The sequence below is a fragment of the Nocardia puris genome (assembly GCF_003315035.1).
Lineage (GTDB): Bacteria > Actinomycetota > Actinomycetes > Mycobacteriales > Mycobacteriaceae > Nocardia > Nocardia puris.
The window spans coordinates 75,768-89,493 of the sequence record NZ_QNRE01000012.1; the positions used below are offsets into that span (position 1 = coordinate 75,768).

Sequence of the window (13,726 nt, forward strand, 5' to 3'; positions counted from 1 at the left end):
GCGGCGACCTGGCATCCTGGACACATGAAGCCGATACAGCTGATCCTCAACATCCTCTGGCTCATCTTCGCCGGACTATGGATGGCGATCGGCTACATCATCGCGGGCATCATCTGTTGCGTCCTGATCATCACGATCCCGTTCGGGATCGCCTCGTTCCGGATCGCCGCCTACGTGCTGTGGCCGTTCGGGCGCACGACGGTGGAGAAGCCGGGGGCGGGCGCGGGCTCGCTGATCGGCAATATCATCTGGTTCCTGGTGGCGGGCTGGTGGCTCGCGATCGGCCACTTCCTCACCAGCATTCCGCTGTTCCTGTCGATCATCGGGATTCCGTTCGGGTGGGCGAACCTGAAGTTCATCCCGCTCTCGCTGTTCCCGCTGGGCCGCGAGATCGTCGACAGCGACCGCCCCTTCGGCGACCGCTCCTGAATCGATCACGCCGAGCGGAATCCCCACCGGCGCAGCGGGTTCGGCGCCCGCTCCGGTGCGGCCTACTCCGATTCGGCGACGATGTCCTTCATGATCGACACCGCGCGGCTCAGCACCGCCAGCTGCTCCTCGCTGAGGGTGGAGAGCTGCTCGGTCATCCACGCCTCGCGCGCGCTGGCCTCGTCGGCGATCAGCGCGCGGCCCGCGGCCGAGAGCGAGACGATGATCTGGCGACCGTCGGTGGGGTGCGGCTCGCGTTTCACCAGGCCGATGTCGACCAGCGAGGCGATCACCCGCGTCATCGACGGCGGCTGCACCCGCTCCTTGGCCGCCAGGGCGCCCGGCGTCATCGCGCCGTCGCGCGACAGCGTCGCCAGTGCCGACAGCTGGGTCAGCGAGATCTGAGAATCGGCGCGGCGCCCCCGCAGATGGCGCGTCAGCCGCACCACCGCCAGTGAGAGCTCCCCGGCGAGGGTGCGGACGTCCGATGGTGTTGTCACACTGGCAAACGATACGTGACACGTGCGCGACCGGTCCCGAGTTCGCGCCGCTACGCTGGGGTTCGTGACGCAGAAAGTGCCGGAGATCCCGCCGCGCCTGACCGACCCGCGCCCGGTGCTGGCCGTGGGCAGCGCGCTGTGGGTCGTGGCCACCCTGGTGGTGTACGCGGGGGGTGAGCGCTGGGCGACGGCGCGCCCGATCTGCCTGATGGGTCTGGTGGTCGGCCTGCTCGGCCTGACCATCTTCCTGATCCAGCGGCGCGGCGCCCGGCGCGGCGACAAGGGCGCGCAGACCGGGCTCTGACTCGCCGTACGAACGCGCCCGGCGCCACGGCAATCGGTCAGCGAACGTCGAACTCGGCCGTCGTCCCCGTGAACGGCCGCAGCACACCGTCAGCCCCGAGGGCGTCGGCGAAGTGCACCATCCGGTAGGTGCCGGGTGCGGCGTCGGCGGGCACATCCCAGGTGAACCGCGCGATCGACTCGGCCGCACCGCGTTTGCTCCAGTGGAAGCGCACCGCCCACTCCCCCTCGTTGGCCACTCGTCGCCAACCACCGCCGGTGCGGCGCTGCACTTCGAGGAAGGTGCCGTTGCGCCTCGGGTTGTGTTTCGGGTGGGCCGAGACGAATTCGGCTTCGACCCGCTCGCCCCGCGCGCAGGACGCGGGCTGCACCAGCACGTCGCCGAATCCGCGTCCGGGCGGCGTGACGTCCGGGCCGGGCGGGGTGCTCAGCGTCGGCTGCATCCCGGACACGTCGCGCGGCGCGGGCCCGCGCGGCACCGGTGTGCGCGCGGCGAAAGCCGTTGCCAGGCGGGCGAACTCCTGCTGATAGGCGGGCAGCGTGTAGCGGCCGAACAGCGTCGATCCGCCCTCGTACTGCTGCACGTCGTATTCCTCCGGCGTGGTGACATATTGGTGGTAGGCGTTCGAATAGCCTTGCAGCAGCACCTGATCCACCCCGACACCCAGCGCCTCGGCCACCGTGCGGCGCACGCGCAGCCCCGACACGATGGTGAACTCCCCGCCCGCCGCCGCCAGGTACAGCTCGCCGATCCGCATGATCTGGATCGGCACCACGTTCGGCACCCACGCCACCGGCGGCAGCAGGCCCAGCGGCGCGGCGATCAGCTTGGGCGCCTGGGCATCCGCGAGCCACGTGGGCGCGGGCTGATACGGATCACCGAGCGGGACGAGCGGATTGCGCACCCCTTCCGGAACGGGTCCACCGGGCAGCCCGGGACCGTCCTCCACACTGCCGGCCACCAGCGAGACGCCCGCGGCAGCGGGGGCGGTGCGCTTGGGTTGCCCGTCCGGGGTGAACCGCCCGTCCACGGTGATGGCGGCGAGGTCGATGTAACAGAGCATCGCGTCCACCGGGCCGCTGATCGAAATCGCCGCTCCCAGCGCCCTTTCGGCCGCCCGGTGCTGGCGCTCGCCGATGATCCTGGTGTTCTCGAACTCGTCCTCGGTGGGTCCGGAGCCGGGCTTCAGGTTCAGGTTCGGCGACATGTCGCCCGCGTTGGTCTGCGCGAAGGCGGACACGAAACCCGGTGCGCCGTCGAGGTATCGGACGCCGTGGTCGAGGTACTCGTGCGCGAAGGACGCGTAACCCTTGTTGTCGGAACTGATCAGCCGGTTCTGGTTGGTCATGGACGTGTTGTGGGTGGCGAACCAGGTGATCGCGCCGACCCGCTCGCCGCCCTTGACGATCGACAGCGACGTGACGGCCGGATCGATGGCGCCGGGGAAATGCGCGCGGTCGGCGGCCGGATTGCGCTCGAAGGCCACCCGCGACCGGTTGACGCTCGCATCGTGCAGTTCGGCGCGGCCCAGCGCCAGCGTGCCGGGCGAGAGGTCGTCGTGCGCGGCGGCGATCGCCTCCACGATCCCGTTCACCTCGGCGTCGTAGACCTGCTGCTGGAAGCCCATGGTCGCCAGGTTGTAGGCGTAGTCGTGGCCGGACCCGCCGCACGTCGCGTGCGAGTGCGTGGAGGTGAGCAGCACGTTCTGCTCGGTGTAGAGGTCGCCGTAGCGGCGGGCCAGTTCCAGCAGCACACCGCGGTGCACGGACTGGAAGATCACCCCGTTCTCGGCGACCGCGAACACCACGCGCCGCCCGCCGGCGGCGATCACGAAGGCGCGGGCGCGCGGGCGCAGGTGGGTGCCCGCGGTGGTCTGCTCGAACTGCGAGTACCCCATCATCCCGCATTCGGCCGCGGGGCCGGTGAGGTCGGACATGCCGATACCGATCAGATAGCCGCCCGTGGCGGGTGCGGCGCCCGCGGGCGGGGCCGTGGGTCCCGGCACGGCGCCCGCGACGGCGAGCGCGGCCGATCCGGCCGCGGCGCCCGCGACGACTGTTCTGCGTGATATCGACATGCACGACTCCCTTCACCTGGTTTGGTGAGCGAACCACACAACTGGACGCACGTCCAGTACAGATTCCTCGGTGTTCCGAATTGACTCGAAGCGTAACGGGCGCTTAACTCCCTGAGGTGTCCTCCCGATTGAGCGTCGAAGAACGACGGGCCCATCTCATCGAGGCAGCCATCGGCCTTGCCGAGAAAAAGGGCGTCGCAGGCGTGACCACGCGCGATGTCGCTCAGGCAGCCGGCGTCTCGCTCGGTGTGGTGCATTACTGTTTCGAAAATAAGGACGCGCTGATGACCGAGTTGGTCAAGGCGCTATCGATGGAATTGCGCGATTCCGTCGATGCCAATGAAACGGTCTGGCAGGACGTAGAGACTGGAAAAGAAGCGCTTCAAAAACTGATCCGCGCCGGACTGGAACTGATGTGGCTCAACATCGAGGCCACGCCCGAACGGCAGTTGCTCACCTACGAGACCACCACCTACGCGTTGCGCGAGGGTGAGCAGACGCCCGCGAAGCTGGCCATCGCGCGCGAGCAGTACGCGTTCAACGACTCCACCGTCGGCGACATCCTGGAACACGCCCGCGATGCCACCGCCACCCACTGGTCCGTACCGGTGCAGACGCTGAGCCGGTTCACCCTCAACGTCATCGACGGCGTGGTGCTGCGCTGGCTGGTCGACAACGACAGCGAGGCCGTGCGCACCCAGCTCGACCTGCTCGCGGAGATGGTGGCCCAGTACGCCGACTGACGGCGCTCAGACCCCGGCGGGCGCGAGCACGTGGGTCACCGCGCCTTCGCGCCACCACGGCACCCGCACTGCGCCCGTCACCGCGCCGCGCACCCGCACGCGCAGGTCGTCGTGCAGTACGAGCTCGCCCTCCTGCGGGGGCAGCGAGAACACGTGGCGCAGCACCACTCCCAGCGGCTCGTCCGTCCACGAGGCGCGGCGGCCCGCGCCGAGCACCTCGGCGGTGACCGATTCGGAGACCAGCGGCAGATCCAGCAGTGTGGCCAGGTCGGCGGCGGTGGCCTCGTCGCCGAAGACCAGGCGATCCGGCGGCACGACCAGGCCGAACCACGGCAGGTCCAGCACCATCGCGTCGGCGGCGTCCACGGTCGCGCCGGAGAGCGCCCGGACCCGTTCGGGCAGGACGAGTTCGGCCGGGTCCAGGCGGTGCGACGCGGCGGCCAGGCGGGCGTGCGCGCGGGTAACCACTTCGGGAGCCGGGGTTTTCGCCGGATCGGCCAGGGACTCGAGCAGCGTTTCGGCGAGATCGAGGGTGAGGGCGTTCGCGTCGGCCAGGACGCCACGCAGGACGTCCAGGTCGGCATCGGTCAGTTCGGGCACCGCGAATTCCGGGAGCAGACCGGCGAATTCGGGGTCGCGGGGGTGGCGGTGCAGACCGAGCGGAACCCCGTCCACGCGGGCGTGGGTGCGCAGCCACCACGCGGAGTAGCCGTCGCGGTCGGCCAGCAGCGGGCGGGTGCGGGGTTCGGCGAGCAGCTGGTGCAGGGCGTCGGGCCAGGCGATCTCGTCGACCAGGTCCAGATCGCGGACCGCGACCAGCTCCGGCGGGTCCTCCGGCAGGCCCGCCCACCAGGTCTCCTCGTCGTCCAAGTGGTGGTCGGGACCGGTCGGATCGGTCTCGGTGACCACCCCGAAATCCCAGCCGACGCCCACGGCGCGCAGGGCGGGTGCGCCGTAGCGGTCCACGACCTCGGTGGCGACGGTGCCGAACGGAGCGTCCTCGACCAGCAGCGCGTAGAGCGGGGCGTCGGGCAGCAGCAGTTCGTCGGCCGGGCGCGGGTCGCCCTCGGTGTCGGGCAGTTCGAGCAGGCCGAGCCAGGACGGCAGCGCGGCCGGGTCGGCGTACGCGGCCAGGCGCAGGACGGCGTCGGCCAGGTCCGGGTCGTCGGGGCGGTCCTCCAGGTCGGCCTGTAGCGCCGGGTCGGACAGCAGGTCCTCGGCGGTCTCGGTGCGGGCGCCCAGGCGCGCCAGGAGCGGATGCGCGGCCTCCGGGTGCACCAGGCGCGCCCAGTGCAGCGGGATCGGCTCGGCGAGGTTGTCGTCCAGGACGGTGGTGCGCGGGCCGGTGACCAGGCGTCCGTCGGCCAGCGGGACCGCGAGCGCACCCAGTTCCTCGGCCGAAAGCTGGTCGTTCACATAGGGTTCCAGGGCGGCGTAGAAGTCTCGCCACCAGGCCGGCGGGCGTTCCAGACCGGCGGAGAGTTCCGCGAGGCGGGCCAGGCCGAGGCGGTGCACGTCGAGGACGGCGGTGGCTTCGGTGTGGGCGCGGCCCGACAGCTCGGGCAGCAGGAGTGGGCCCACCACGTCTTCGAGCAGGGCGGCCAATTCCTCGGTGAGGTCGGGGAATACGGTCGCTCTGGTGGGGATCGCCTCGCCGTCGCCGTGGACGGGAAGCCAAGCGTGCGTGCGGAGTTCGTCTACCAGCGCTTCGCGGAGCAGCCCGTCGACCTCGCCGCGCGCGAAGCCGGGAGCCGGGACCAGGACGAGGCGGTCTCGCGGTGGTAGGGCGCGGGCGAAATCGGCGTAGCCCCGGGCTAATTCGGCGACGCGCGCGCCGGGCAGGAGGCGTCGCCGGTCGGGCTGCGTCGGGATGTCGGCGACCAGCACGGCGGGGAGGGAGAGTTCCTCGTCCGAGCGGGTGGGCGCGCGGAGCACGTCGTGGGCGGCGGGGCGCGGGCGGCCGTCGCGGACGGGGACCAGCCATCGTGTCCGCTTCGCGCGGAACTGCCACCAGACTCGTTCGTCCGCGCCGGGGCCGAGGATGCGCAGTTCCTCGAGGTTGCCGCCGAGATCGGTTATGGAGGAGGTGAATTCGGCGGTGTCAGGGCTCGTGCCGATGCGGATCGTGCGCAGGGCCGGGAGTTCGAGGAGCAGGTCCGGGGCTTCGCTCCGGAACGCGGCGAGAAGTGCTGCGGGGTCCGCGCTTTCGCGCAGCCGGATGACTATTTCGGAGTCGTAGCCCGGAGCGGGCGGGGTGGGCGAGGGCCAGGCCAGGCGTAGGGCCGGCGGGTGGAAGGACGGGTCCTCGGGTTCGCGGATGCCGTTGTCGCGCAGGGCTTCGCGGGTGCGGGTACGGGAGAAGTGCAGGGAGCCCGTGGTGGAGCGGAACTCGATGTCGTCGCCGACTGCGAGGACGGCGGTGAAGCCGACGCCGAACCGGCCGACGGACGCGTCGGACTTACCGGAAGCGCGCAGCGCTGTCAGTGCGTGTACTCCGGAAAGATCCAGGGGCACACCGGCGTTCGCGATGTAGAGGGCGTCGCCGTCCAGGCGCACGGACAGCCGGCCCGGTACCCCGGCCTTCGCGGCCGCGTCGGCGGCGTTCTGCGCCAGCTCGGTCAGCAGCCGGTCGCGGTAGCCCGCGCGCACCAGATCCGCCTCGGAGGCGGCGTCCTCGCGCAGCCGCGTCGGCGAATCCCGCCACGCGGCGAGCACACCCGCCCGCAGCCCGCCGAGCCCGAACGGATCGTCCGCGCTCAGTTCGGCGACGATGACCCGGACTCCGACCGCTCGGCCTCGATATCCGAGTTCTCGGCCTCGACGGACGCCTCCTCCGTGCCAGTCGCGGAAGCGTCGTCCGCGACGGTCGCAGGAGCCTCGTCCGCGCCGGTCGCGGAAGCCTCGTCCGCACCGCTCTCGGACGACTCATCCTGCGCGACAACCCGGTCGGAAGCGTCGCTGCGCTCGGCATCCGCAGGAGAGTCGGCAACCGACTCGGCGAAACCCTCGCCCGCCGCACCGACCTCGTCGGAAACGTCCTCCGCGACAACCGCTTCGGCATCGGCGGGCACAGCCTCTTCGGCGACCGCCGCATCCTGCGCCCCCGCATCGACAGCGGACGCTTCCGCCGCCTCGACACCGGTCGGCTCCGGGGTGATATCGGCGGCAGGCTGGTCGGACTGTCCGAACGACGCCGATTCGGTGGCGGACTCCCCCGTCTCCGCATGCTCGACATCGGCGGCCGCCGTCTCCGCATCTGCGGCGACCTCGGCGTCCCGCACGGAAGCGATACTCGCGGCGTCGACCTCGGCGACCTGCGCGACCGGCACCTCATCGGTATCCGACGAGACGTCCCCGGTCTCCGAGCCGGAAACCCCTTGGGCCGGCGCGGCTTCCACCGCGCCCTCGGCCGACTTCCGCAGTGCCTCGGCGGGGATCACATCGAAGGCGGCGTCGTCGAAGGCTTCGTAGAGGGGGCTGCCCGCGCCGGTGGGGATCTCCACGTCGGAGTGGGCGCCGCAACCGTATTCGGTGTGGACGACGCGGCCGTCGGCGCCCATCGCGTTGGCGCAGACGCCGAACGCGGCGCGCAGGGCGCCGGCCAGTGGCAGGTAGAACCCGCACAGCCCGCAGGTGGCGGGCGCGGCCTTCGCCATCTCGGTGCCGGGGCCGAATTCGGAGTACCACCGCTCGGCGGCCTCGAGGCGGCCCTCCTCGCTGAGCACCTTCGAGCGGCCGAGGCCGATCTCGAGCGCCACCTCGGCCACCTCGGGATCGCCGTTGTCGACGTAGCCGGGCACCAGGCGCGGATCGTCGGGGGCCGTGGCGAGCAGGTCGCCGGGCGACAGGTCACCGGGGCGCACGCGCTGGTCCCACGGCACGAAATCGGGCGCGACGAGCGCGTCCGGGCCGGGCAGCAGGGCGGATTCGCTCACGGTCGCGCGGTCGGCGCCGGGCGGGGCCGCCACCACCACTTCCCACTGCCACCCGCGATAGCCGGGCAGCGTGGCGGCGAAGCGGTGGGTGGCCGCGCTCTCGTCCTCGGCGTTGACGCCCAGGTGGTCGCCCACCCCGGACGGCTCCAGGTCCAGGAGCGCACGCCGCGCCAGGCCTGCGGCTTCGACGAGAACCGGTCGGACGTCGGGGTCCGAAACAGAAACTGCGCTCACGACCTACATTTTGCCGTATGCAACACACCCGCCGTTCGGTGGCCGTCGCAGTGCTCGCCGGTCTGCTCGCGACCGGCGGCTGCGCGGACCCGGGTCCCGACGCGCCCCGGCTGCGCGTCGAGGTCGTGGGCACGCGCCCGCACGACCCGCGCGCCTTCACCCAGGGCCTCGAGGTCCACGGTGACGTGCTCTACGAGGGCACCGGATTGGCGGGCCGATCCACCGTGCGCGCCACCGATCTGCGCACCGGCGCGGAACTCGCGCGCGTCGAGGTGCCCGCCCCCTACTTCGGGGAGGGCATCACCAGGGCGGGCGACACGCTGTGGCAGCTGACGTGGCGGGAGGGCACCGCGTTCGCCCGCGATCCCGTCACGCTCGCGGTGCGCGCCGAGCACTCCTACGACGGCGAGGGCTGGGGCCTGTGCGCCCGCGACGGCGGACTCGTGATGAGCGACGGCTCGAACACGCTGACTTTCCGCGACCCGGTCACGTTCGCGATCACCGGCACCACCGACGTGGATTTCGCGGGCGCGCGGCTCAACGAACTGGAGTGCGCCGCCGACGGTTCCGTCTACGCCAACGACTACCCCACCGACCGCATCCTGCGCATCGACCCCGAGTCCGGCGCGCTGCTCGGTGTCGCCGACGCGAGCGGCCTGCTCCCCCGCGATCAGCGCGCGGGCGCCGACGTGCTCAACGGCATCGCCCAACTCCCCGGCACCGACCGCTTCCTGGTGACGGGCAAGTACTGGCCGACGATGTTCGAGGTCCGCTTCGTCCCGGAGTAGGGACCCGATTCCGCTACCGGCGAACGCAAGATCCGTCACTTCCGCCCGACATCCGGCAGCACCGCCCGCCGGGTGTCGGCGGCGTACGACAGAATTGGGGGGTGACTACTCCGCGCGATCCCTACGGTGCCGAGCGTGGTCCGTGGGATGGCGAGGAGGCGCCGATCGAACGGCATCCCGGCTACGACCGGTATCCGCCGCCGAACGCCCCCACCCGGCGCAGGCCGCTGCCGCCCTTGGACACCGAGGGCGAGCCCGGCCGCGCGCCGCTGGGCCCGCTGCGCAAGCGCCCGGTGCGCCCCGATGCGCCACCGCGCGGCGTCTCCGCGCCCGTCCCCGACGACGCGGCACCTCCGGCCGACACCAAGCGCTACGAGATCCCCGACGAGACCGCCCACCCCCAGCGCGTGCCGCGCAAGCTCACGGTCACGCGCGTCGCCGCACTGCGCGGGCGCGAACTCACCGAAAAGGGCATCGCCACCTTCCAGCGCGCGGCCAAGGCCGACGGCGCGGACAAGTCGGGCCTGACCGCGCTCACCTACGCCACCATGGCGAACTTCGCGCTGGACGCGGCGATCGCGGTGTCGCTGGCCAATACGCTGTTCTTCGCCAGCGCCACCGCCGAGAGCAAGTCCAAAGTGGCGCTGTACCTGCTGATCACCATCGCCCCGTTCGCGGTGATCGCGCCGCTGATCGGTCCGCTGCTGGACCGGTTGCAGCGCGGCCGCCGCCTGGCACTGGCCACCTCGTTCGCAGTCCGCGCGGTGCTCGCGGTGGTGCTGATCCTCCAGTTCGACACGTGGGCGCTGTATCCGCTCGCGCTGTGCATGATGGTGGGCTCCAAATCGTTCTCCGTGCTCAAGAGCGCGGTCACACCCCGAGTACTCCCACCGGATATCGACCTGGTGCGCACCAACTCCCGGCTCACCGTGTTCGGCCTGGTCGGCGGCACCATCGGCGCGGGCGCGGTGGCGGCGGCCGTCGCGGCACTCACCGGGTCGGCGGGCGCGCTGGTGCTGGCCGCGCTGATCGCGGCCGCGGGCACCTACCTGAGCCTGCGCATCCCGCGCTGGGTGGAGGTCACCGAGGGCGAGGTGCCGGCCACGCTGAGCTATCACGGCGAGGACGAGCACACCGAGGTGCTGCGCGCCGGCGAACGGTCGGCCGTGCCGCCGCGCAAACGCAGGCAGCCGCTGGGCCGCGCCGTGGTCACCGGCCTGTGGGGCAACGGGTCGATCCGCGTGCTCACCGGCTTCCTGACCTTCTACGTGGCGTTCGTCGCCAAGGCCACCGAACATCGCCCGCTGCAGCAGGCCGCGATGCTCGGCGCGGTCGGCGCGGCCGCCGCGGTCGGCAACTTCACCGGCAACGCGACGGGCGCCCGCATGAAACTGGGCAAACCCGCGCTGATCGTCGTCGGCTGCACCGCGGCCTGCGCGGCGGTGGCGCTGTTCGCCGTGTTCGCCGACAACCTGCTGGGCGCGGCGGTGGCCACGCTGATCGCCGCGGGCGCGAGCGCGCTGGCCAAGGTGTCGCTGGACGCCTCGATCCAGGACGACCTGCCGCCGGAGTCCATCGCCTCCGGTTTCGGCCGCTCGGAGACCGTGTTGCAGCTGAGCTGGGTGATCGGCGGCGCGGCCGGCGTGCTGCTGCCGACGGACTACTGGAAAGGCTTCGCGGTGGTCTCGGGGATACTCGTGCTCGGACTGATCCAGACCTTCGTCAGCTACCGCGGCCACTCACTGCTGCCCGGTTTCGGCGGCAACCGGCCCCAGCACGCCGAACAGGAAGTCCCCGCAGGCCCACGCACACAAGGAGATCCGCTCAGGTGAACAAGCTCTCAGGCCGCACCGTCGCGGCCCTCGTCGCGGTCGCGCTGCTGGTGCTCGCCGGCGTCACGGCGGGACTGGTGGCCGTGGCGGTCCGCAACGCACCCGAGCACGATCCCGAGATCACCGCCTACGCGTACGGCAAGACCGTCACGGTGCCGCCGTACCACTACTGCGATGTGCGGCTGGTGGAGGGCCAGCGGCTGGAGATGTCGGACTGCCGCTCGGGCGAATCCGTCGATCTCGCGGTGCCGCAGGGCTACCCGCTGCAGATCTCGCTACCGCCCGACATCGCCGAGGCGCCGTGGCTGGCGCAGCTGGTGTATGCGCTGCCCAGCGGCGACATCGTGGACCGCGTGGTGAGCCGCAACGACTACCCGAAGGGCGCGGTGGCGATCACCATCGATTCGCAGCCGCTGCCCGAGCTGCGGCTCATCGGCGTGGAGTTCCAGCTGCCGGTGCCCGCGATCGACGAGCAGGGCCGCGAGTCCACCGTCCCGCACGCCACCTGGTCGATCCGCACCGAGTCGTGAGAGAACGCCGCGGGGCGCACGGCCCCGCGGCGTGCGAATTCCCGCGTGGGAGTTAGTGATCCAGCTCGCGCGCTACGGCGCGGACCACCTCGGAGATGGTGCGCGACATCTTGCGGTCGGGGTAGCGCCCCTTGCGCAGGTCGGGCTGCACCTTCGTCTCCAGCAGGGTGATCATGTCCTCGACCATCCCGTGCAGTTCGTCGGGCGTGCGGCGCGGACCGGCGACGGGCTCCTTGCGGCCCCCGCGCTCCTGGCCCTGGCGCACCGAGGGCGGCGCCTCGAGCAGCTTGAGACTCAGCGCCTGCGGACCGCGACGGCCCGCGGCCATCCCGAACTCCACGCGCTGCCCCGGCTTGAGCCCCTCGACGCCGTCGGGCAGCGCGGACGAGCGGACGTAGACGTCCTCACCCTCGTCCTGGGAAAGGAAGCCGAAGCCCTTTTCGACGTCGTACCACTTCACCCTGCCGGTCGGCACTGCGCTCACCCGTTCATCGTCGACACCCGCGCCACCGTGGCGCGGACACATCCTTACTACTCGAAGCCGCCCGGCGCGCGCGCCGGGCGAGACTCCTTGCAGTTTGCGAAAAGAACGCGCCCCACAAACCTGTAGGACGCGATTCACTTCGAGTCTACCCCGGTGGTGATAACGCGAGCACATCAGTTTTACGGTCCTAGGGTGACGACCCCTCCCGCCGCGCCCGGTCCGCGCCGCTCCGCCCCCTGGTTGCTGTACGTCGCGATGGGCCTGTTCCTCGCCGGGGTGCTGGCCGTGATCGCGATCTTCCTCACCGCACTCATCACCGGTTCCGCACCGGGCCTGTGGGTGTACCTGATCGCCATGCTCGCGCCCGTCGGCTTCCTGCTCGGATTGATCTACGCGCTCTGGTCGGGCCGCCGGTCCCGATAGCTGACGCGCGAATACCCCGGCGCGCGTTCCGTTACTCGATCCATCCTGTGATCCTGGTCACATAACGAGCCGATAACGGCGCCTGCGCGAGCGTGACTGTGAGCCACGCAACGGCTCCTAGCTGCACAGAAGGGATCTCGCGAGGGTCGAGACCGGTTCGAGACCCTGGCGCACACGCCGGTTACCAAATGGTGATTTTTCGCGGCGATCGTCGTACCGTCTATTCCAGCCGGGGACACCCGGCACCACCGGCCCGCCGCACCGAGCCTCGCCCCGCGGGTACCGGACCCCGACGGATTGCAGGGGTGAGGGCGGGACGGACGACCTCTCAGTCCGAACCCGAGCGAATCCTCGCAGGTGCGTACGAGAGGAAGACACCCGATATGAGTGGACGCCATCGCAAGCCGACCTCCACCGGGCGCACCGTCGCCAAGGTCGCCGTCACCGGCGCGATCTTCGGTACCGCGAGTGCCGCCCTCGCCGGAAACGCCAGCGCGGCTCCCGACTCCGACTGGGATCGCCTCGCGCAGTGCGAAGCAGGCGGCAACTGGGGTATCAACACCGGCAACGGATACCACGGCGGCCTGCAGTTCTCCCCGAGCACCTGGAACGCTCACGGCGGCCAGCAGTACGCCGCGACCGCCAACCAGGCCACCCGCGAACAGCAGATCGCGGTGGCCGAGAAGGTCCTCGCCTCGCAGGGCTGGGGCGCCTGGCCCTCCTGCTCGGCCAAGCTGGGCCTGAAGAGCTCGCCCACCCCCCGCTCGGCCCCCGCCACCCCGGAGGCCCCGCGCTGGAACCCCGCCCCTTCCGCGCCGCAGCAGCAGGCCGCGCATCCCAACCAGGAGATCTTCGAGGCGGTCGATCGCGCCATCGCGACGGTGCAGCAGCAGGGCGTGCACATCCCGCAGCCCGCGCTGGACTTCTTCAACGCCGCCAAGTCGAGCAATGTGCCGCTCGATCCCGCGGTCGTGAACTTCTACGAGGCGAACAAGGGCCTGCTGCCCTCCTGATCTCGCCCCGCACGGACAAGGCCCCCGCATCGACGAGGATGCGGGGGCCTTGTCCGTGCCTGCGGGCGCGCCGTCAGCGGTTGATCACCGTGTGGGGGTGCACGTAGGCCAGTGTCTCGGCGGGCACCGGGAATTCGGTGTCCTCGCCGTAGGGCGACAGGTTGCCCGCCCGGCTGGCCGCGAGTTCGGTGACCGCGTGGTCACCGTCGGCCGTCTCGGGCCAACCGTTGTCGACATAGGGTTTCTTCGATTTGTTCACCACGCCCACATGCTAACCCGAGCCCTCCCCCGAGCCACCCTGAGCCGCGCGATCTTGCCGCCGCACGCACGAACGTCCGCGCAAACGCACGAACCGATGCACGTGCCAGGCCTTTCACACCTGCGCACCGACACACCGGAACGCGGAAATGGGAGGATCGACTCTGTGACTTCGC

General features: G+C 71.1%; 14 protein-coding genes. 8 read left to right on the top strand and 6 right to left on the bottom strand.

The features are described 5' to 3' along the window. Positions 1 to 24: 24 nt before the first annotated feature. The gene (locus DFR74_RS25440; protein WP_067514789.1) at positions 25 to 429 is read left to right on the top strand and encodes a YccF domain-containing protein; all 405 of its coding nucleotides are present in this window, start codon (positions 25 to 27) and stop codon (positions 427 to 429) included. Between the two features lie 62 nt (positions 430 to 491). Here DFR74_RS25440 and DFR74_RS25445 read toward each other — a convergent pair whose 3' ends face one another. Next, the gene (locus tag DFR74_RS25445) at positions 492 to 929 is read right to left on the bottom strand and encodes a MarR family winged helix-turn-helix transcriptional regulator (RefSeq protein WP_067514791.1); all 438 of its coding nucleotides are present in this window, start codon (positions 927 to 929) and stop codon (positions 492 to 494) included. Between the two features lie 64 nt (positions 930 to 993). On the opposite strand from DFR74_RS25445, the gene DFR74_RS25450 reads away from it, so the two are divergent. Next, positions 994 to 1,233 carry a DUF2530 domain-containing protein gene (locus tag DFR74_RS25450; RefSeq protein ID WP_067514793.1) on the top strand — a complete coding sequence of 80 codons (240 nt, stop codon included), beginning with the start codon at positions 994 to 996 and terminating at the stop codon, positions 1,231 to 1,233. Between the two features lie 37 nt (positions 1,234 to 1,270). On the opposite strand, the gene DFR74_RS25455 is transcribed toward DFR74_RS25450, so the two are convergent. Further along, on the bottom strand, positions 1,271 to 3,310 hold the full coding sequence (locus DFR74_RS25455) for a neutral/alkaline ceramidase (protein WP_113975284.1): 2,040 nt from the start codon (positions 3,308 to 3,310) through the stop codon (positions 1,271 to 1,273). Positions 3,311 to 3,438: 128 nt separating this feature from the next. Here DFR74_RS25455 and DFR74_RS25460 point away from each other — a divergent pair, with 128 nt between their 5' ends. Further along, entirely contained in the window at positions 3,439 to 4,053 is a 615-nt protein-coding gene (locus tag DFR74_RS25460) for a TetR/AcrR family transcriptional regulator (protein ID WP_228790253.1), read from the top strand. Positions 4,054 to 4,059: 6 nt separating this feature from the next. Here the strand turns inward: DFR74_RS25460 and DFR74_RS25465 are convergent, their stop codons facing one another. After that, positions 4,060 to 6,768, bottom strand: coding sequence for a sacsin N-terminal ATP-binding-like domain-containing protein (locus tag DFR74_RS25465; protein ID WP_084538067.1), 2,709 nt, complete (start codon positions 6,766 to 6,768; stop codon positions 4,060 to 4,062). A 41-nt stretch (positions 6,769 to 6,809) separates the two neighbouring features. Next, entirely contained in the window at positions 6,810 to 8,222 is a 1,413-nt protein-coding gene (locus DFR74_RS38070; RefSeq protein WP_067513067.1) for a DUF3027 domain-containing protein, read from the bottom strand. A gap of 17 nt (positions 8,223 to 8,239) precedes the next feature. Here DFR74_RS38070 and DFR74_RS25475 point away from each other — a divergent pair, with 17 nt between their 5' ends. The 3 genes from DFR74_RS25475 to DFR74_RS25485 all read left to right on the top strand — a co-directional run bounded on the left by DFR74_RS25475 (position 8,240) and on the right by DFR74_RS25485 (position 11,372). After that, a complete protein-coding gene (locus DFR74_RS25475) occupies positions 8,240 to 9,010 on the top strand; it encodes a glutaminyl-peptide cyclotransferase (protein ID WP_067513065.1) in 771 nt (256 codons plus the stop codon). Between the two features lie 101 nt (positions 9,011 to 9,111). Continuing rightward, complete coding sequence (locus tag DFR74_RS25480; RefSeq protein ID WP_067513063.1) at positions 9,112 to 10,842, top strand: MFS transporter; 1,731 nt, start codon at positions 9,112 to 9,114, stop codon at positions 10,840 to 10,842. Then, positions 10,839 to 11,372 (top strand): DUF2771 domain-containing protein, encoded by a 534-nt coding sequence (locus DFR74_RS25485; RefSeq protein WP_067513061.1) that lies wholly within the window; start codon positions 10,839 to 10,841, stop codon positions 11,370 to 11,372. Before DFR74_RS25480 ends, DFR74_RS25485 begins: the two co-directional genes overlap by 4 nt. A gap of 52 nt (positions 11,373 to 11,424) precedes the next feature. Here the strand turns inward: DFR74_RS25485 and DFR74_RS25490 are convergent, their stop codons facing one another. Next, a complete protein-coding gene (locus tag DFR74_RS25490) occupies positions 11,425 to 11,847 on the bottom strand; it encodes a cold-shock protein (RefSeq protein ID WP_195125403.1) in 423 nt (140 codons plus the stop codon). 201 nt (positions 11,848 to 12,048) lie between these two features. On the opposite strand from DFR74_RS25490, the gene DFR74_RS35570 reads away from it, so the two are divergent. After that, entirely contained in the window at positions 12,049 to 12,279 is a 231-nt protein-coding gene (locus tag DFR74_RS35570) for a hypothetical protein (RefSeq protein WP_067513059.1), read from the top strand. A gap of 383 nt (positions 12,280 to 12,662) precedes the next feature. Beyond that, positions 12,663 to 13,292 carry a resuscitation-promoting factor Rpf1 domain-containing protein gene (locus tag DFR74_RS25495; RefSeq protein ID WP_067513057.1) on the top strand — a complete coding sequence of 210 codons (630 nt, stop codon included), beginning with the start codon at positions 12,663 to 12,665 and terminating at the stop codon, positions 13,290 to 13,292. Between the two features lie 73 nt (positions 13,293 to 13,365). Here the strand turns inward: DFR74_RS25495 and DFR74_RS25500 are convergent, their stop codons facing one another. Then, positions 13,366 to 13,554 (bottom strand): hypothetical protein, encoded by a 189-nt coding sequence (locus DFR74_RS25500; RefSeq protein ID WP_067513089.1) that lies wholly within the window; start codon positions 13,552 to 13,554, stop codon positions 13,366 to 13,368. Positions 13,555 to 13,726 lie beyond the last annotated feature (172 nt).

Bases quoted from the DNA above. Each gene is read 5' to 3' on its own strand.
- DFR74_RS25440 (WP_067514789.1), top strand. From the start codon at position 25: ATGAAGCCGATACAGCTGATCCTCAACATCCTCTGGCTCATCTTCGCC.
- DFR74_RS25475 (WP_067513065.1), top strand. From the start codon at position 8,240: ATGCAACACACCCGCCGTTCGGTGGCCGTCGCAGTGCTCGCCGGTCTG.
- DFR74_RS25455 (WP_113975284.1), bottom strand. From the start codon at position 3,310: ATGTCGATATCACGCAGAACAGTCGTCGCGGGCGCCGCGGCCGGATCG.
- DFR74_RS25495 (WP_067513057.1), top strand. From the start codon at position 12,663: ATGAGTGGACGCCATCGCAAGCCGACCTCCACCGGGCGCACCGTCGCC.